The organism is Streptomyces sp. NPDC059582 (genome assembly GCF_042735715.1).
Taxonomy (GTDB): Bacteria; Actinomycetota; Actinomycetes; order Streptomycetales; family Streptomycetaceae; genus Streptomyces.
In genome coordinates this window covers 144,375-162,614 of the sequence record NZ_JBHWCC010000008.1, presented here as the reverse complement: position 1 = coordinate 162,614, position 18,240 = coordinate 144,375, and the positions used below count along the sequence as shown (strand labels likewise).

15 protein-coding genes are annotated in these 18,240 nt (G+C 72.6%); 2 read left to right on the top strand and 13 right to left on the bottom strand.

Annotation, left to right across the window (positions count from 1 at the left end; all coding sequences use genetic code 11):
• Window positions 1-272: 272 nt before the first annotated feature.
• Window positions 273-1,457, bottom strand: a complete 1,185-nt coding sequence (locus tag ACFV0T_RS10405; RefSeq protein ID WP_385776565.1) for a glutathionylspermidine synthase family protein — start codon at window positions 1,455-1,457, stop codon at window positions 273-275.
• Window positions 1,458-1,488: 31 nt separating this feature from the next.
• Window positions 1,489-1,854, bottom strand: coding sequence for a hypothetical protein (locus tag ACFV0T_RS10400; protein ID WP_385776563.1), 366 nt, complete (start codon window positions 1,852-1,854; stop codon window positions 1,489-1,491).
• A gap of 132 nt (window positions 1,855-1,986) precedes the next feature.
• On the opposite strand from ACFV0T_RS10400, the gene ACFV0T_RS10395 reads away from it, so the two are divergent.
• On the top strand, window positions 1,987-2,850 hold the full coding sequence (locus ACFV0T_RS10395) for a DMT family transporter (RefSeq protein WP_385776676.1): 864 nt from the start codon (window positions 1,987-1,989) through the stop codon (window positions 2,848-2,850).
• Between the two features lie 167 nt (window positions 2,851-3,017).
• On the opposite strand, the gene ACFV0T_RS10390 is transcribed toward ACFV0T_RS10395, so the two are convergent.
• Window positions 3,018-4,400: a PLP-dependent aminotransferase family protein gene (locus tag ACFV0T_RS10390; protein ID WP_385776561.1), complete on the bottom strand. Its 1,383-nt coding sequence runs from the start codon at window positions 4,398-4,400 to the stop codon at window positions 3,018-3,020.
• Between the two features lie 47 nt (window positions 4,401-4,447).
• Here ACFV0T_RS10390 and ACFV0T_RS10385 point away from each other — a divergent pair, with 47 nt between their 5' ends.
• The gene (locus tag ACFV0T_RS10385; RefSeq protein WP_385776559.1) at window positions 4,448-4,948 is read left to right on the top strand and encodes a carboxymuconolactone decarboxylase family protein; all 501 of its coding nucleotides are present in this window, start codon (window positions 4,448-4,450) and stop codon (window positions 4,946-4,948) included.
• Between the two features lie 172 nt (window positions 4,949-5,120).
• Here ACFV0T_RS10385 and ACFV0T_RS10380 read toward each other — a convergent pair whose 3' ends face one another.
• The 10 genes from ACFV0T_RS10380 to ACFV0T_RS10335 form a co-directional block, all read right to left on the bottom strand.
• Window positions 5,121-6,089, bottom strand: a complete 969-nt coding sequence (locus ACFV0T_RS10380; RefSeq protein ID WP_385776557.1) for an ABC transporter substrate-binding protein — start codon at window positions 6,087-6,089, stop codon at window positions 5,121-5,123.
• A gap of 1 nt (window position 6,090) precedes the next feature.
• Window positions 6,091-8,040 (bottom strand): ABC transporter permease, encoded by a 1,950-nt coding sequence (locus ACFV0T_RS10375; protein ID WP_385776555.1) that lies wholly within the window; start codon window positions 8,038-8,040, stop codon window positions 6,091-6,093.
• Window positions 8,040-9,086, bottom strand: coding sequence for a glycine betaine/L-proline ABC transporter ATP-binding protein (locus ACFV0T_RS10370; RefSeq protein WP_385776553.1), 1,047 nt, complete (start codon window positions 9,084-9,086; stop codon window positions 8,040-8,042). The genes ACFV0T_RS10375 and ACFV0T_RS10370 overlap by 1 nt, the downstream gene beginning before the upstream one ends.
• A gap of 194 nt (window positions 9,087-9,280) precedes the next feature.
• Window positions 9,281-10,846 carry a GMC family oxidoreductase gene (locus ACFV0T_RS10365; RefSeq protein WP_385776551.1) on the bottom strand — a complete coding sequence of 522 codons (1,566 nt, stop codon included), beginning with the start codon at window positions 10,844-10,846 and terminating at the stop codon, window positions 9,281-9,283.
• 51 nt (window positions 10,847-10,897) lie between these two features.
• The gene (locus ACFV0T_RS10360; RefSeq protein WP_385776549.1) at window positions 10,898-12,424 is read right to left on the bottom strand and encodes an aldehyde dehydrogenase family protein; all 1,527 of its coding nucleotides are present in this window, start codon (window positions 12,422-12,424) and stop codon (window positions 10,898-10,900) included.
• Between the two features lie 299 nt (window positions 12,425-12,723).
• Window positions 12,724-13,812, bottom strand: a complete 1,089-nt coding sequence (locus ACFV0T_RS10355) for a hypothetical protein (protein WP_385776547.1) — start codon at window positions 13,810-13,812, stop codon at window positions 12,724-12,726.
• A gap of 124 nt (window positions 13,813-13,936) precedes the next feature.
• Complete coding sequence (locus tag ACFV0T_RS10350; protein ID WP_385776545.1) at window positions 13,937-14,926, bottom strand: malate dehydrogenase; 990 nt, start codon at window positions 14,924-14,926, stop codon at window positions 13,937-13,939.
• A 383-nt stretch (window positions 14,927-15,309) separates the two neighbouring features.
• On the bottom strand, window positions 15,310-16,506 hold the full coding sequence (locus tag ACFV0T_RS10345) for a helix-turn-helix domain-containing protein (RefSeq protein WP_385776543.1): 1,197 nt from the start codon (window positions 16,504-16,506) through the stop codon (window positions 15,310-15,312).
• Between the two features lie 409 nt (window positions 16,507-16,915).
• Window positions 16,916-17,377, bottom strand: coding sequence for a helix-turn-helix domain-containing protein (locus ACFV0T_RS10340; RefSeq protein WP_385776541.1), 462 nt, complete (start codon window positions 17,375-17,377; stop codon window positions 16,916-16,918).
• A 311-nt stretch (window positions 17,378-17,688) separates the two neighbouring features.
• The gene (locus ACFV0T_RS10335) at window positions 17,689-18,183 is read right to left on the bottom strand and encodes a DUF3017 domain-containing protein (protein ID WP_385776674.1); all 495 of its coding nucleotides are present in this window, start codon (window positions 18,181-18,183) and stop codon (window positions 17,689-17,691) included.
• Window positions 18,184-18,240 lie beyond the last annotated feature (57 nt).

Below are 18,240 nucleotides of genomic sequence, written 5' to 3'. Positions count from 1 at the left end.
CAAGGGCAGGTGCGCTCGACCTGGGCGGACTGGCGGGCAGGTGCGCTCGACCGGGCGGACTGGCGGGCGGGCGGCGGGCCGACGGGCAGGTGCGCGCTCGGGCGGGTGGCGAGTGCCGTGGCAGGCAACGTTCGCCCGTGCAGGAGCGGCGTCCGGTGCGTGCTCCCGGCGTGCCGGCCGGAAGTCCTCGTACTGGGCGTACGTGGGCTTTCGGCCGGTGCGGCGAGAGGGCGTGCCGGGCGTCGCGACGGTGACCGTTGCCCGCCACGGCACTAGATGATCACGTGGGGCAGGAAGCGGGCGTACTCGTCCGTGATCAGGCCGGAGGACTCACGGATGCCGAGGCCGGCGGACTCGTCACCGACGACCCAGGCGCCGAGGACCACGTGGTTGCCGTCGAAGGCGGGAAGGGGGGCCAGTTCCTGGTAGCAGCAGGGTTCGTCCCGCGGGACCGGGGCGGTGCCCGGCTGGTGGACCGTCACTCCGGCGCCTTCGCGGCCGAGGAGCGGCTTGGCCACGTAGCCGGTGGTGGCCGCCAGGTCGCGAGGGCCGTCGAGGTGCGCGGCGAGGAGGTTGGGGTGGCCCGGGAAGAGCTCCCAGAGGATCGCCAGCAGGGCCTTGTTGCTGAGGAGCATCTTCCAGACGGGCTCGATCCACAGGGTGGTGCCGGTGCCGCCGCCGTTGTCCAGGGTGTCGAGGACGTGATCGGCGAAGCGGTCGGTGGTGAGCCACTCCCACGGGTAGAGCTTGAAGCAACTGCGGATGAAGCGGAGCCGGTTGTCGACGAAGCGGCCGGAGAGCGGGTCCCAGCCGATCTCCTCCATCGGGATCCAGGCGGTGTCCAGGCCCGCCTGTTCGGCGGTCTCCTTCAGATAGGCGACCGTCATCAGGTCCTCGCCGAGTTCGTCGGCGGTGGAGTGCGCGAAGAACAGGGGGTTGCCCGGCGGGAGGAGGGGGGCCTGCTTCCTCCAGGCGTCGACGAGGCGCTCGTGGAGGGAGTTCCACTGGTCGGCGCCCGGGAAGCGGTCCTCCATCCAGAACCACTGGGGTGAGGCGGCCTCGACCAGGGAGGTGGGTGTGTCGGCGTTGTACTCCAGCAGCTTGGCCGGGCCGGTGCCGTCGTAGCGGAGGTCGAAGCGGCCGTAGACGGAGGGGAGTTCGGCGCGGCGGTGCCAGGCCTCGGCGACCGTGGCCGCCACGCGCGGGTCGGTGATGCCGAGGTCGGCGTAGCGGCCGGCGGTGACGATGTGGTCCGCCGCCGCCAGGCACATGCGGTGGAGTTCCTCGACGACCTCTTCCAGCTCCTCGACCTCGGCCAGGGTGAAGGCGTAGTACGCGCTCTCGTCCCAGTAGGGGCGCAGGGTGTCGTCCGGAAGGCGGGTCAGCGGGTACACGAGCCCCTGCTCCTCGACGGTCTGCTGCCAGCCGGGGCGGGGGTCGATGGTGCGGCGTTCCATGGTGTGCGTTCGTCGGCTCTCGTGCGGGCGCTCAGCCGCCGCTGCCGGAGCCCGAGCAGCCGAAGCCACCGCGGTCGACGGCCTCGCTGTGGCTGAAGGTGCCGTAGTCGGCGTACTTGCCGGTGACGTCGGCGTCGTAGTACCAGGCGGCGTCGGCCTTCTTGCTCGTCCCGGTGCCGGTCGGCTTGCGGTTCTTGGCGGTGGAAGAGGAGCCGGAGGCGCTCGACCTGCAGTTCTGGTCGGCGACGATCCGGTAGCCGTCGAGGGCGTCGTAGCTGTCGCGGTCCACGCACCGGCGGTCGGGCTCGGATCCGCAGGAGGTCAGGGCCGCCGCGATGACGCCCATCCCGCCGAGCACGACCGTGCTCGACCGCAGCCGTCTGCGTGTCTGCGCCATGTGGTGTCTCCCCGTTGTCGGGCCCGCCGGTCGGCGGGCTGTGCTGGCGGTCAGCCTAGATACCCGGTGGCAGAGCCTTTGCGGGACCCCCTGCCGCGTCCGCTCCCCTACAGTCACTTCGTGCTCTTTGGGATGCTGTGTGCGCTCGGTGCGGCGGTCTGCTTCGGTACGGCCACGGTGTTGCAGGCGATGGCCGCGCGGACGGCCGCGGCAGCCGGGGGCGGGGAGGCGGCGCTGCTGCTGCGGGCGCTGCGGCAGTGGCGGTATCTGGCCGGGCTCGCGCTGGACGGGCTCGGGTTCCTGTTGCAGGTCGCGGCACTGCGGTCGATCCCGATCTACGCCGTCGGTGCGGCGCTGGCCGCCAGTCTCGCCGTGACGGCGGTGGTGGCGGCGCGGCTGCTGCGGGTGCGGCTGAGCAGGGTCGAGTGGGGCGCGGTGGGGGTGGTGTGCGCGGGGCTGGCGATGCTGGGGCTGGCGTCCGGGCCGGAGGGTGAGCGGGCGGGGTCGACCGCGTTGAAGTGGGCGATGCTCGCGGCTGCGGGGGCCGTGCTGCTGCTGGGGCTGATGGCGGGGCGGCTGCCGGAGCGCGGGCGGGCGCTGCTGCTGGGGCTGGGCGCGGGCTTCGGGTTCGGGGTCGTCGAGGTGGCGGTCCGGCTCATCGACGACCTCTCCCCCGGCACCCTGGCGGGCAACCCGGCGACGTATGCGCTGTTGCTCGGCGGCGGGGCCGCGTTCCTGCTGCTGACATCGGCGTTGCAGCGCGGCTCGGTGACGACGGCCACCGCCGGGATGGTGATCGGGGAGACCATCGGTCCCGCGGCGGTGGGGGTGGTGTGGCTCGGGGACCGTACGCGCGAGGGGCTCGCCTGGGTGGCCGTCCTCGGCTTCGCGGTGGCGGTGGCGGGCGCGCTGGCACTGGCACGGTTCGGAGAGGTGCCCCAGGAGACGGCGGTGGACACGCGTGCGGTGCCCTCGCACCCCGGGGACCTCCCCTAGCCCCGGCGGCTTCGAACTCCGACTCCGACCTCCGACTTCGAACTCGGACTTCGAACTCGGACTTCGAACTCGGACTTCGAACTCGGACTTCGAACTCTCACTCCGAACTCGCCCGTGCAGCGGAACAGTTCCACGAGGTCTGACGGGTCGGCAGATCGCTTCGGTGCCTACGGCAGCACCCGCAGGAGCGCCTCCAGGGTGCCTGTCCACGCGTGGTCCGAGGGGGTGCCGTAGCCGACGACCAGCGCGTCCAGGGCCTCGGCGGTGGCGCGTGCGTGGCGGTACCGGGACAGGCCGTGGAGGGCCAGCCCCTGCCAGGCGGCCGCCCGGACCACCGACTGCTCGGTGCCGGGCGGGAGCCGGACGACGGCGTGCAGGCCGGCGGCGATGCCGGTGACGCGGATGTCCGGTGCGTGGTCGGCGAGGGCCGCGACGAGGGCGTCACGGCGGCGCCGGTAGCGCTGGCGGGCGGCGCGCACATGGCGGTCGTAGCCGCCGGAGGTGATGAACTCGGCCAGGGTCAGCTGGTCGAGGGCGCTGGTGGACGCGCCGCGGGCCGCCAGTGCCTCGGGGTCCAGGGACGGGGGCAGCACCACCCAGCCCAGGCGCAGGCCGGGGGCGAGGGCCTTGCTGGCGGTGCCCAGGTAGACCACGTGTTCGGGGTCGAGGTCCTGGAGGGCGCCGACGGACTGGCGGTCGTAGCGGAACTCGCCGTCGTAGTCGTCCTCCAGGATCAGGCCGTCGACGCGGCGGGCCCAGTCGACCGCGGCGGCCCGGCGTTCGGGGTGCAGGGCCACGCCCATCGGGAACTGGTGTGCCGGGGTCAGCAGCACCGCCTGTGTGTCGCACAGGTCCTCGGTGCGGGCGCCGCGGTCGTCGCCGGAGAGCGGGACCGTGCGCAGGCCGGTGCGCTCGACGAGGTCGCGGTGCGGGTCGAGGCCGTACGGCTCGACGGCCAGGGTGCGCAGCCCGCGGTCGTGGAGTTCCTCGCCGAGCAGCCGCAGCCCCTGCGCGAAGCCGGAGCAGACGAGGATGCGGTCGGGGTCGGCGCGTACACCCCGGGTCCGGGAGAGATAGGCGGCGAGCGCGGTACGCAGTTCGACGCGGCCGCGCGGGTCGCCGTAGCCGAAGGCGTCGTTCGGGGCGGCGGCGAGGGCGCGGCGGGCGGCCTTGAGCCAGTCGGCGCGGGGGAAGGACGCCAGGTCGGGGGTGCCCGGGGCGAGGCTGTAGGTGGGGAGGCCGGGTCGGCGCGGGTGGCGTGCCGGATGGTCGGGCGGCCGGGACGGGGCGCGTTCGGCGACGCGCGTGCCGGAGCCCTGGCGGGCGGTCAGCCAGCCTTCGGCGACCAGGTCGGCGTAGGCCTCGGCGACCGTGTTGCGGGCGATGCCCAGGTCGGCGGCGAGCGAGCGGGAGGACGGCAGCCGGGTGCCGGGGGCCAGGCGTCCGCCGCGGACCGCCTCGCGCAGGGCGTCGGTCAGCCCGCGGCGCAGGCCCGGTCCGGCCGGTGCCAGATGAAGGTCGACGCCGAAAGTGGCCCACGGTTTCGCCATGGAAATGGACCATACTCCTGGGCTGCCTCTTGCCTAGGCTCGATGTCATGAGTACGAACGACGACAACAGCGAGTACGCCCCCGAGCGCGCCCCCCGCATGGCCTGGGCCAAGCACGCCCCCGAGGTCTACAAGGCGATGGTCCGGCTGGACGCGGCCGCGCGGGCCGGGCTCGACCCGCGGCTGCTCGAACTGGTGAAGATCCGCGCCTCGCAGCTCAACCACTGCGCGTTCTGCCTCGACATGCACACCAAGGACGCGCTCGCGGCCGGCGAGAGCGTGGAGCGCATCATCCAGCTCGGCGCGTGGGAGGAGTCCCGGCACTTCTACACCGCGAAGGAACTCGCGGCGATCGAGCTGACCGAGGCGGTCACGGTCCTGACCGACGGGTTCGTGCCGGACGAGGTGTACGAGCGGGCCGCCGGACAGTTCGAGGAGGCCGAGCTGGCCCAGCTGATCGCCGCCATCACGGTGATCAACGCGTGGAACCGGTTCGGCGTGAGCACCCGGATGGCGCCGGGGCACTACCAGCCGGGTCAGCACGCCTGACGGACGGCCCGCCCGGCGGCAGCGGCGCCACAGGCAGACCCGGCCCGCACACGGCTGCCCGACTCCGTGGTCGGGGCAGCCCGTCTTGCCCGTGGCCACGGAGGTCAGGGCGGCCCGTCTTCCCCGTGGCCTCGAGGCCAGGGCGGCCACGTCTTCCCCGTGGCCTCGCGGGTCAGCGCAGCCACGTCTTCCAGGTGGACCCGTGGCTGTCCACCCACTTCTTCGCCGCCTCCTCGGGGCTCAGCTTCTGGTCGGCGATCATCAGCGACACGTCGTTCTGGTCCTCGGTCGTCCACCTGAACTTCTTCAGGAAGGCGGCCGCCTCGCCGCCGCTCTTCGAGAAGTCGGCGTTGAGGTACTTCCGCAACGGGGTGTGTGGATAGGCGCAGGCCACCTTCGCCGGGTCCGCGTCGCAGCCCTCCTTGTACGCCGGCAGTCTCACCTCGGTCATCGGGACCTTCTCGAACAGCCACTGCGGCGCGTACCAGTAGGTGAGGAAGGGCTTCTTCTCCTTCGCGAACTGCCGTATCTGGGTGATCTGCGCGGCCTCCGAACCGGCGAACACCACCTGGTAGTTCAGCTTCAGGTTCGCCACCAGCGCCTTGTCGTTGGTGACATAGGAGGGCGAGCCGTCCATCAGCTGGCCCTTGCCGCCGCTCTCGGCGGTACGCAGCTGCGAGGCGTACTTGTCGAGGTTCTTCCAGTCCGTGACGTCGGGGTGCTGATCGGCGAAGTACTTCGGGACGTACCAGCCGATGTGTCCGGTGACCCCGAGCTCGCCGCCGGAGGCGATCGTCCTCTTGTCGTCGACGTAACGCTTCTCCTGGTCGGGGTGGCCCCAGTCCTCCAGGATCGCGTCGACCCGGCCCTGGCTGAGAGCGTCCCAGGCGGGGACCTCGTCGACCTGGACGGTGTCGACGCGGTAGCCGAGCTTGTGTTCGAGGATGTACTGGGCCACGGCCACGTTGGCCTGCGCGCCCACCCAGGACTGCACGGACAGCGTCACCGTCTTCGCACCCTGGGCGTTGGCGAAGGGCGAGGCCTGCTTCGTCATGTCGGCGGCGCCGCAGCCGGTCAGCAGCAGGAGTGCCGCCGCGCCGGCCATCGCGGTCGCGGATGTCGTACGCGTACGAAGTCGCATGTCACGCTCCCTTCTTCGGGCGTCGTCCGGTCGGCTGGGTCACCCGGTCGAGCATCAGGCCGAGGCAGACGATCGCGGCGCCTGCCACCAGACCGGTCGCGAGGTCGCCCTGGGCGAGGCCGAAGACGGCGTCGTAGCCGAGCGCGCCACCGCCGACCAGGCCGCCGATGATGACGACGGCGAGGACCAGGACCACGCCCTGGTTGACGGCGAGCAGCAGCGACCGCCGGGCCAGCGGCAGCTGCACCTGGCGCAGTTGCTGACCGCTGGTCGCGCCGAGTGACCGGGCCGCCTCCATGGCGGCCGGGTCGACCTGGCGCAGGCCCTGGGTGGTGATGCGGACGACGGCCGGGAGCGCGTAGACGATCGCGGCGGCCACGGCCGGGGCGCGGCCGACACCGAAGAGCGCGACGACCGGGATCAGGTACACGAACTGCGGCATCGTCTGGCAGACGTCCAGGACCGGGCGCAGGGCGCGTTCGAAGCGGTCGTTGCGGGCGGCCGCGATGCCCGTGGCGAAGCCGAGGACGAGGGTGACGGCGACGGCCGCGAGGACCTGCGAGAGCGTGTCCAGGGACGGTTCCCACACGCCGAGCACGCCGATCGCGGCCATGGCGAGGACGGCGGTGAGCGCGGTGCGCCAGGTACCGATCAGCCAGGCGAGGGCCGCGACCAGCAGCAGCACGGACCACCAGGGCAGCCATTGCAGGCCGTCGCGCAACGGGTCCAGGACCCAGGTGGTGAAGTGGCCGGCCCAGTCGGCGGTGCCGCCGACGTAGGGGACGCCCGAGTACAGGTGGGCGGTCATCCAGTCGACGACACGGTTGACCGGCTCGGCGATGTGCACCGTGAGGGCGTCGGGCCAGTCGAGGCGGTCCGCCAGGCGGCCCACGAGGGCTACGGCGGCGACCGCGGCGAGGGCGTACGCGCCGTGCGCGCGGGCCTGTCCCGGGCGCGGGTCGCCCAGTCGCTCCCCCGCCGCGCCCGTCACCCGGTCCAGGACGACGGCCAGCAGCACGATCGGGATGCCGGCGGCGAGCGCCGCGCCCACGTCGACCGAGGCCAGCGCCTGGTAGACGCGGTCACCGAGGCCGCCCGCGCCGATCACCGACGCGATGACGGCCATGGACAACGCCATCATGATCGCCTGGTTCACACCGAGGAGGAGTTCCTTACGGGCGAGCGGGATCCGGGCCGTCAGCAGGCGCTGACGGCCGGTCGCGCCCAGCGACTCGACGGCTTCCAGGACCCCCTTGTCGGCGCCGCGCAGGCCGAGCGCGGTGAGCCGGGCCATGGGCGGGGCGGCGTAGACGACGGTGGCGAGCACGGCGGCCGGGACGCCGATGCCGAAGACGAGCACGACCGGCAGCAGGTACGCGAAGGCGGGCATCACCTGCATGGTGTCCAGGACCGGGCGCAGCGCCCGGTCCATGCGGTCGGACAGTCCTGCCGCCAGGCCCAGCAGGGCGCCCACGGCGACCGAGGCGAGGACCGCGACCACCATGAGGGCGAGCGTCTGCATGGTCGGCACCCACATGCCGAGCAGCCCGCAGACCAGGAATCCGGCGGCTGTGCCGAGCGCGAGGCGCACACCGGCCACCCGCCAGGCGACGAGCGCGCCGAAGACGGTCACGCCCGCCCAGCCGGCGCCGAGGAGCAGCAGGTACACGGCGCGTACGGAGAGGACGACCGCGTTGCTGACGTAGCCGAAGAAGTACAGGAACAGGGGGTGACTGTCACGGTTGTCGATGATCCAGTCGCTGGCTCTGGACAGCGGCTCGGTCAGGTCGACGGTGAGCGCGTGCGGCCAGCTGCCGTCGGGCCAGCGGGCGCCCGCGAGCGGCACCAGGACGGCCGCGGCGAGCGCGAGGAGCAGCAGCTTGGCCACGGCGCGATGGCCGAGGAGGCCCGGCAGGGCCGTACGCGGGGCAGGAGCGGTGACCGTTGCCATCACGCCGCCTCCTTGTAGGTCTCCGTTCCGGCGACCACGCCGAGCAAGCGCTCGTGGTCGACGACCCCCAGACAGCGCCCGTCGTGCACCACACAGGCCGCCCTGCCGCTGTCGGCGACGATCCTGATCGCGTCGGCGACCACCGTGTCGGGGACGAGCGCGCCGGGGTGGTCCGGACCGCCGCAGTCCCCGGCGCGCATGACCGTGCGGACCGTCATGACCTGCTCGCGCGGGACGTCCCGGACGAACTCGCGCACGTAGTCGTCGGCCGGGGAGCCCACGATCTGCTCCGGGGTGCCGAGCTGCACGATGCGGCCGTCGCGCATGAGGGCGATGCGGTCGCCGAGTTTGAGGGCCTCGTTGAGGTCGTGGGTGATGAAGACCATCGTGCGGCCCTCCTCGCGGTGCAGCCGGATCACCTCCTCCTGCATGTCGCGCCGGATCAGCGGGTCGAGCGCGCTGAACGGCTCGTCGAAGAGCAGGACTTCGGGGTCGACGGCGAGGGCGCGGGCCAGGCCGACGCGCTGCTGCTGGCCGCCGGACAGCTGGCCGGGCCGCCGCTGCTCCATGCCCTCCAGGCCGACCTTGGCGACGACCTCGGCGGCCCGCTCGCGGCGCTCGCGGCGGGACACGCCCTGGATCTCCAGGCCGTACGCCACATTGTCGAGGACCGTGCGGTGCGGGAGCAGGCCGAAGTGCTGGAAGACCATCGCGGCCCGGTGGCGGCGCAGTTCGCGCAGCCGCGCCCGGTCCATGGCACGGACGTCCTCGCCGTCGATGGCGATGGTGCCGGCGGTCGGTTCGATCAGCCGGGTGAGACAGCGCACCAGCGTGGACTTGCCTGAACCGGACAGGCCCATCACGACGAAGACCTCGCCCTTGCGGACGTCGAAGGCCACGTCCCGGACGGCGGCCGTGCAGCCGGTACGGGTACGCAGTTCGGCGGGGTCCAGGGCGGTCAGCTCGGGGTCGGCGGGGATCCGCTCCGCCTTCGGCCCGAACACCTTCCACAGGCCCTCGACGGAGAAGACGGGAGCAGCGCTCACCGGGGTCTCGCGGGCGCAGGCTTCACCGGCAGGGGTTTCACTGACCGGGGCTGCACCGGTACGGGTTTCCCTGACCCGGGCTGCACCGGCAGGGGTTTCGTTCACGCGGGTTTCGTTCACGCGGGTTTCGCTCACGCGGGTTTCGTTCACATCGGTTTCGTTCACATCTGTCTCGCTCGCACGGGCTTCGCTCATCACACACCGCCTCCGATCAGGTCCACGGCCCGCTCGCCGACCATCAGCACCCCGATCATCGGGTTCACGGCGGGCATCGTCGGGAAGACGGACGCGTCGGCGACGCGGATGCCGTCCAGGCCGCGCACGCGCAGCTCGGGGTCGACGACCGCCCCCGTGTCGTCGGCGGCGCCCATGCGGCAGGTGCCCGCCGGGTGGTACACGGTGTGCGCGACCTTGCGGGCGTACTCGCTCAGCTCGGCGTCGCCCAGTACCTCGGGGCCGGGGCACACCTCCCGCTTGAGCCAGCCGGCCAGCGGCTCGGTCTTCGCGATCTCGCGGGCGATGCGGATCCCGTCGACGAGGGTGCGGCCGTCGTAGTCGTCCTCGTCGCTGAAGTAGCGGAAGTCCAGCGCGGGCTTGACGGACGGGTCCGCGCTGGTGAGGTAGAGCCGGCCGCGGCTCTTCGGCTTGGGGATGTTCGGGGTCATGGAGACGCCGAACTCCGGCCGCTCGTAGCCCAGTCGCTCCGGGTTGTCGGTGAACGGGATCTGGTAGAAGTGGAACATCAGGTCCGGGCCCGCGTGGTCGGGGTCGCGGCGCACGAACAGACCGGCGTCGGAGTCCATCGCGGAGTTCTCCGGGATGGGTCCGTGGGTCTCCCAGACGATCACCGACTCGGGGTGGTCGAGCAGGTTCTCGCCGACGCCGGGCAGGTCGTGCGCGACGGGGATGCCGAGGGCTTCCAGCTCCTCGCGCGGCCCGATGCCGGAGTGCAGCAGCAGCCGGGGCGAGTCGACGGCACCGGCGCACAGCAGCACCTCGCGCCGGGCCCGTACGAGGATCTCCTCGCCGTCCTTGGTACGCACCCGCACGCCCTCGGCGCGCGTGCCGGTCAGCTGAAGCCGGTACGCCCACGTCTCCAGCAGGATCGTCAGGTTGGGTCGTTCGTCCATCACCGGGTGCAGGTACGCCACCGACGCGCTGGAGCGCTTGTTGTCCTCGGGGTGGTAGGCGAGGTCGAAGAAGCCGGCGCCGTCCGTGAAGGGCTTCTGGTTGAAGCCCTCGACGCGGGGGACGCCGAGCGCTTCCTGTGCCGCGTCGACGAAGTCGCGGGCGATGGCGTTCCGGTCCTTCTCGTCGACCGGGACGATGTTGTTGAGGAGACGGGCGTAGTACGCCTCCATCGGCACCGCGCCCCAGCCCTTCGCCCCGGCCGCCTCCCACTCGTCCCAGTCGGACGGCAGCGGCTTGAAGGCGATGAGGGTGTTGTGGGAGGAGCAGCCGCCCAGGACGCGGGCCCGGCTGTGCCGGATGTGCGAGTTGCCGCGGGGCTGTTCGGTGGTCGGGTAGTCGTAGTCCAGCTCGCCGCCGAGCAGGCCCATCCAGCGGCGCAGGGTGAGGACGTCGTCGCGGCCGACGTCGCTGGGGCCGCCCTCGATGACGGCGACGGTGACGTCGGGGTTCTCGGTGAGTCGGGAGGCGATGACCGATCCGGCGGTGCCGCCGCCTATGACGACGTAGTCGTACTCGTGGGGGGTGTCGGGTGTGGGCTGCTTCTCGGGCGTCGGCGGGTTCTCGGACATGGGGAGGTGCTCCAAAGGGTGGGGGGCTCGGGCGAGTCGGGAGGGGCGGACTCAGCCCGTGAACCAGCGCACCGGCCGCGGTGCGAGGTTCTGGTAGACGTGCTTGGTCTCGCGGTACTCGGCGAGTCCGGCGGGGCCGAGCTCGCGCCCCACTCCGCTCTTTCCGAAGCCGCCCCACTCCGCCTGCGGGAGGTAGGGGTGGAAGTCGTTGATCCAGACGGTGCCGTGGCGCAGCCGGCCCGCGACGCGGCGGGCGCGTCCGGCGTCGGCGGTCCAGACGGCGCCGGCCAGGCCGTACTCGGTGTCGTTGGCGAGGGCGATCGCCTCGTCCTCGGTGCGGAAGGTCTCGACGGTGAGGACCGGCCCGAAGACCTCCTCCCGGACGACCCGCATCTCGCGGTGGCACTGGTCGAGGACCGTCGGCTCGTAGAAGTAGCCGGTGGCGGGCCGGGTCGCGGTGGGCTCCGGTCGCCTGCCGCCGGCCCGCAGCACCGCGCCCTCGGCGAGCGCGGACTCGACGTACGCCTCGACCTTGGCGCGCTGCTGCTCGGAGACGAGCGGGCCGCACTCGACGCCGTCCTCGGTGCCGCGCCCGAGGCGGATCCGGCCGGCCCGGCGGGCGAGTTCGGCGACGAAGCGCTCCCGGAGCGACTCCTCGACGATGAGGCGGCCGCCGGCCGAGCAGACCTGGCCGCTGTGGATGAAGGCCGCGTTGAGGGCCTGGTCGACGGCTGTGTCGAAGGACTCGTCGGTGGCGCAGGCGTCGGCGAAGACCACGTTGGGGTTCTTGCCGCCGAGTTCGAGGGCGACCTTCTTCACGCTCGGGGCGGCGGCCTGGGCGACCTTGGTGCCGCTGACGAGGCCGCCGGTGAAGGACACGAGGTCGACGTCGGGGTGTTCGGCGAGCCGCGCGCCGACCGAGTGGCCGGGTCCGGTGACGAGGTTGGCGACCCCGGTGGGCAGTCCGGCCTCGACGAGCAGTTCGATCAGCGCGACGGTGGTCAGGGGCGTGATCTCGCTCGGCTTGACGACGAAGGTGTTGCCGGCCGCGAGCGCGGGGGCGATCTTCCAGCTGGCCTGGAGCAGGGGGTAGTTCCAGGGCGTGATCAGGGCGCACACGCCGACGGGTTCGTGGACGACGACACTGTGGATGTCGGGCGAGCCCGCGTCGACGACGCGGCCGGGGGCCTCCGCGGCGACGAGGTCGGCGAAGTAGCGGAAGGCGTCGGCGACGCAGTCGATGTCGACCCGGCCCTCTTCGAGCGTCTTGCCCGCGTCCCGGCACTCCAGCAGCCCGAGCGGTTCGCGGTCGCGCACCAGGAGGTCGGCGACGCGGCGCAGCAGCGCGGCGCGCTCGGCTACGGGGGTGCGAGGCCACTCGCCCTGGCCGCCGTCGAAGGCCTCGTGGGCCGCCGCCACGGCCAGGTCGGTGTCCTTCTCGTCGCCCTCGGCGACCACGACGAACGGCCGGGCATCCGCGGGGTCGAGGATCTCGCGCGTGGCGCCGGAGACGGCTTCACGCCATTCCCCTCCCGCGTGGATGGTCCTGCGCGCCTGGAGTTCCGTTCTGTCGGCCATGATCGGTATTGCCTTCCGTTCCTGTTCAGCGCCCCTGTGTGACAGGGATGTCACTCACCGGGACCGTGAGCGCCTGCCCTCGGCCTCCGGATGCATGCGCGATTCATGGCCGAAAGTGCGCTGCATCACTGAACAATCCGACACATCGCCCCAAAGGGCGCCCCGCTCATCGGACTCGCCCTCTTCGCCGCAGGCGCCGCCACCGGCGCGCTCGCGAACCGCCGGGACTCCCGCGTCCTGGCGCGCCCCGTGCGCGGCGTGACGGTCTCGCCGGCCACACCCCAGGCGCCCGTACGGGGTTACGCGCACGCGCCGCCCGGCGGGCAGAAGGAGGCCAGCGCCGTGGTGAGCGGCTCGCGGACCAGGTCGGCGGCGAGGTTCTCGGGGCCGCCGGCCCGGATCGCGTAGAGGGTGCCGTCGGCCGCCCGGAAGCGGTGGTCGATCACCTGCCGGGGACCCAGGTCCGCGTCGTCGTAACGGTAGGTCAGCTCGGACCAGGTCGCGTCGGACCTGCGGTCGAGGGCCGCGTAGCCGGGCTGGCGCGCGAAGCCGTAGCCGGGGTCGCGCTCGGCGAGGTCCAGGGACTCGGCCGGGGTGGACTCGGCGAGCGCGAAGATCTGGAGCTGGCGGCCGTCGTCCGGGGAGTCGTAGAAGACGATCGGGGCCTTCTCGCCCTGCTTCTGTCTGCGGGTCCAGCCCTCGGGGACGGCGACGGTGTAACCGACCGGGTCGCGGGCCGTGCGATAGCCCGGGGCGGCCGGCCCGGACGGGGAGGTGACCGGCTCCGCCGAGGCGGACGTCGACGCCGACGGCGATGCCGACGCGGGGGTCTCCGCGGGCGACGAGGTCACGCCGGTACCGGCCGGCGGGGTGGCGCCGGTCGCGGTGGAGTGGTCGCGGGCGAGGTACCAGACCCCGGCTCCGGCGCCCGCGCCGAAGACGACCGTGGCGGTGACGACGAGCAGGAGGCGAGCCCCGCGCGACCGAGCGGGGGCGGGCATGGAGGTGGGGGCTGGGGCATACCCGGGCGCGGGGGCGTAGCCGGGCGTGGGGGCGTAACCAGGCGTGGGGGCGTAGCCGGGTGTGGGGGCGTAACCAGGCGTGGGGGCGTAGCCGGGTGTGGGCGTCCACGGGGGCGGAGGGCTTCCGCCGGTCTGGGGCGGTGCGGGGGGCCACGGCGGGGGAAGCGCGCCGCCGGCCGGCGTCGGCGGTGGTGCCCACGGCGGCGGGAGTGGCGCACCGGTCCGGGTCTCGGCCGAGGCCCATGGCGGGGTCGAGCCGTCCTCGGCGGCCCAGGCCGCCCGGCCGCTCTCCTCGCTGGGCTCGTGCTCGTGCTCGTGCTCGTGCTCCGCCTCGGAGCCGGAGCCGTTCCCACCGAATCCGCCCATCGCGAACCCCCCGAATGCCCCTGCTGGGTATCGCTTCTGACGGTAGCGGCGAAAGCGGCCACAGGCCCTGTTCCGGCCGAAACCGGAACAGGGCCTGTGCGGGGTCGTGACAGAACCGCGAAGGCTAGATGAGGCCGAGGCCGCGGACCGCGTCGCGCTCCTCCTCGAGCTCCTTGACGGAGGCGTCGATGCGGGCGCGGGAGAACTCGTTGATGTCCAGGCCCTGGACGATCTCGTACTTGCCGTCCTTGGTGGTGACGGGGAAGGAGGAGATCAGGCCCTCCGGGACGCCGTAGGAGCCGTCCGACGGGATGCCCATGGAGGTCCAGTCGCCGTCCGCCGTGCCGTTGACCCACGTGTGCACGTGGTCGATGGCGGCGTTGGCGGCGGAGGCCGCGGAGGACGCGCCACGGGCCTCGATGATCGCGGCGCCGCGCTTGGCGACGGTCGGGATGAAGTCCTCGGCCAGCCACTTCTCGTCGCTCACGACCTCGGCGGCGTTCTTGCCGGCGACCGTGGCGTGGAAGATGTCGGGGTACTGGGTGGCGGAGTGGTTGCCCCAGATGGTCAGACGCTTGATGTCCGCGACCGTGCTGCCCGTCTTCTTCGCGAGCTGGGTCAGCGCGCGGTTGTGGTCCAGACGGGTCATCGCGGTGAAGCGCTCGGCCGGCACGTCCGGCGCGGCGGCCTGGGCGATGAGCGCGTTGGTGTTGGCCGGGTTGCCGACGACGAGGACCTTGATGTCGTCCGCGGCGTGGTCGTTGATGGCCTTGCCCTGCGGCTTGAAGATGCCGCCGTTGGCGGAGAGCAGGTCGCCGCGCTCCATGCCCTTGGTGCGCGGACGGGCGCCCACCAGGAGGGCCACGTTGGCGCCGTCGAAGGCGACGTTCGGGTCGTCCGAGATGTCGATGCCCTGCAGGAGCGGGAACGCGCAGTCGTCCAGCTCCATCGCCGTGCCCTCGGCGGCCTTCAGCGCCGGGGTGATCTCCAGCAGGCGCAGCCTGACCGGCACGTCCGCGCCGAGCAGCTGGCCGGAGGCGATGCGGAAGAGCAGGGCGTAACCGATCTGGCCGGCCGCGCCGGTGACGGTGACGTTCACGGGAGTGCGGGTCATGGCGTTCTCCGTATGACAGCTGGCGGTGGGGCGTCCCTGCCCCGGGGGTTCGGGATCCCCGCCGCCGGCTCGTGACCGGCGCCGGCCGCGATGATCGATCAACGGTGCGAATGATCGATCTCTTGGCGTCAAGAGAGATCCAGCGGCCAGGCTATCGCGCCTGCGGGATCCCGGTGGCGCGGGTCCGTGTGGCCCGTCCCACAGAGTGTCGCCGTCGGTGTGAAAGAGGCGGCCGCCGGTCCGGGAGAGGGGGACGCAGGCGGCCGCCGTGGGGGTGCCGGATTGCCGGACTCCCGTGGGGGTGACGTGCGCCTGCCCCGGATGCCGGCGACCATGCCTGTCTCACACCGTTTTGTTTTGGCGGCTCCGCGAGTTGCGGACGCCTACTGGGTGCACCCCTTCCGCCCGGACGCCAGCGTCGCGCACGCCGTCGCCTCGCCCGCGTCCTTCACGGCCAGCATCGGCGTGTACGCGATGGTGTCCCCTACGGTCGTGATGTTCCCGGACTGCTTGGCCGTACCGACTGTCACCTGGACCTCGTCCCCCTGCGCGGCCCGGGTGATGCGCCCCCACGCCGCCCCGCAGGCCTTGCTGTAGCGGACCTCGAGGACGGTCGCGCCGACGGCGGCGGTCTTGGCGGTGGTCACCAGGTCGCCACTACAGCCCATGCTCTCCGCGTCCTTGCCGGTGCAGCCGGCGCCGCTGCACTTCACCCCGGCGGGCAGATCGGGGCCGGTGCTGACGGACGGCGAGGGCGACGCGGTCGCCTTCTCGTTCTTCTTGGAGCCGTCTTCGCCCGCGAAGAAGAACACGGCGGCCACGACGACGAGGACCCCGACGAGACCCGCGAGGAACATCGTCGCCCGCCGCTTCCCACGGGAGGAGCCGAAGCCGCCCTCCGCCGCACCGACCCCCGGCCCGGCACCCCGCGGCGGTTCACCGTACGGACTCGGAGTCGCCTTGGAAGGAGGCTTGGTTCCGGTTCCGGTTCCGGTTCCGGTTCCGTTCCCGTGACCTGGACCAGAACCGGGTACGGGACCGGAACCAGGGCGGGAAGCGGAACCGGAGTGGGAGCTGGAACCGGAGTCGGAGCCGCTTCGTGCGGTGGTGTCCCGCCGCCGGGTGCCGGCGTCGGGTGCCGTCGGCTGCGGCGGCACCGTCGGGGCGACACCCGCGGGGCCCGCGACCCCGGGGGCCACCGTGGCGCTGCCGCCCTTGCGGGCCGTCCTGCCCGGCTTGGCGTTCGCCGGCGGCGCCCCGAACTCCCCGAGCGCGGCGCGCGCCTGGGAGATACGGATCGCCTCCATGGTCATGTCGTGGCGCATCTCCGAACGGCTCCAGGCGCGTTCGGCCAGCTCCCACATGGTGGTCAGGTGCAGCGGATTGGTGCCGGTGACCTCGGCCAGGGCGACGATCGCACCCTTCGGCGCGAGGAGCCGGCCGTTGAGGTAGCGCTCCCAGGACGTCTTGCTGTAGCCCGTGCGGTCGGCCACCGCCGCGACGCTCAGGCCGCTTCGGTCCACCAGCCGCCGCAACTGACCGGCGAACTCTCTCACCTGCGGATCGAGTTCATCCGGCAAGGCCCTCCAACGAGGCATTGAACCCCCCTCTTCCCCCTGGTACGTGCCGGTCGTTCCCCCGTGCGTGACGCCCTTCGCCCAATCCCGTTCCGGCCCAGCCAAGTCCCGCTCTGGCCTACCCACAGGGATGCGCCCAGCAAGGGTCTCAGTTCCCGGGGTGGGGGCGCACGGGAGCGTTCGGGCAGTGTGCGCGCGCCCTTGCACGCCTGGCCGGACTCAGGACGTCCCGGAGAGGATGCCCCGGAGAGGCCTCCCGGAAGGACGTCCTGGACCGTCCTGATTGGACACGTTAATCGCGTTGGACACGTTAATCGCGCTGTACGGCCATTCGGGATATTTTTCGAACTTGTCAACTCATCGACACAGGGGGAACACACCCACGACCCCTTGTGTCACAGGGACGTTCGGATCACCCAGCCATCACGGCGCCGACGACGGCGGTGAGCAGCAGAACGAGCAGGAGCAGCACGGCGTACAGCAGCAGGCGTCCGGCCGGAAGGGGCGGCGGTTCCTCCTCCGGACGGTCCCACCACGGGACGGTCGGGTCGTCCTCGTACGCCTCGCCGTCCGTCCCGCGCGCGGGCTCCGTCGCCGGCCGGGGCCAGGCCTCGACGGCCAGCTCCCAGCGCACCCCGAGGCGTTCGGCGTCCGGGCCGGCCAGGCCGGCCACCCGGCAGAGCGCGGCCACGGCCTGCCGGGGCGGGGGCTGTACGGCGTTGAGATAGCGCTGCCAGGAGGACTTGCTGTACGCGGTGCGCGCGCCGAGCGCGGCCAGGCTGAGGCCCGTGCCGTCCTTCAGGAGCCGCAGTTGTCCCACGAAGTGCCGCACCTCCGGCGGCAGCCCGTCCGGCAGCGGCTGCCAGCCGCCCATCGCCCACCTCCACGGCGTTCCTCGCCCTGCCCGATCGAGGGACGACGGGGGACGACGGATCGGTTCCCGGACGCCCCCTCGGCTGTGGCATGGCGCCGACACGGTAGCGGAACGGTCACTTCCGTGCCACAGCGCGCGGTCGGCCGTTGAACAGGCCCTTCACGGCGGGGAGGGTGGGTACCGGCGGCGGTCCGTCCTTCATCGGGGGTGAGGACGGACCGCCGTACGACAGAGCGGGCGAAAGCAGAGAACCTCGGCGGCACAGAACCGCCGTACCGCGGAGTCAGCCGCTGACTCGCCGTACCGCGGAGTCAGCCGCTGACACTGAAGTGCAGCGCGCCCTTGAGGAACGGGATCACCAGCCACGGGTTCGGCTGCGCCATCAGCGCCAGGAGCACGATGGCGAGGCCCAGCACGCCGTACGTGGCGATGTCCGTGAAGCGGGAGCGCACCGCGAGCATGCCGACGCCGGGCAGTGCCCAGCGCATCACGGCTCCGGCGAGCAGGGCGACGCCGATCAGTATCGTCCCGACCCGGAACAGGTCCAGCGCCGTCAGCAGCAGGCCGAGCGCGACGACGATGAGCACGGCGAGGATCGGCCACTGCCGGGCGGGCGCCGGGGCGTCGCCGGGCGCGGCCCGGCCACCGCCCTCGGGCCGCGCGGTGTCCTTGGTGAACAGCGGGAACCGGCGCGTGGTACGCCTGGGCGTGCCGTCGGCGTCGGGCGCGCTGATCGGGTCACGGACGGTCAGTTCCCCGTCGCCGTTCACATCGCCGGGCACATCGCCGTTCAGGTCGCCGGGCACATCGCCCTGCGCACCGCCGTTCGCGTCCCCGCGCCCACGGTCGTTCGCGTCCCCGCG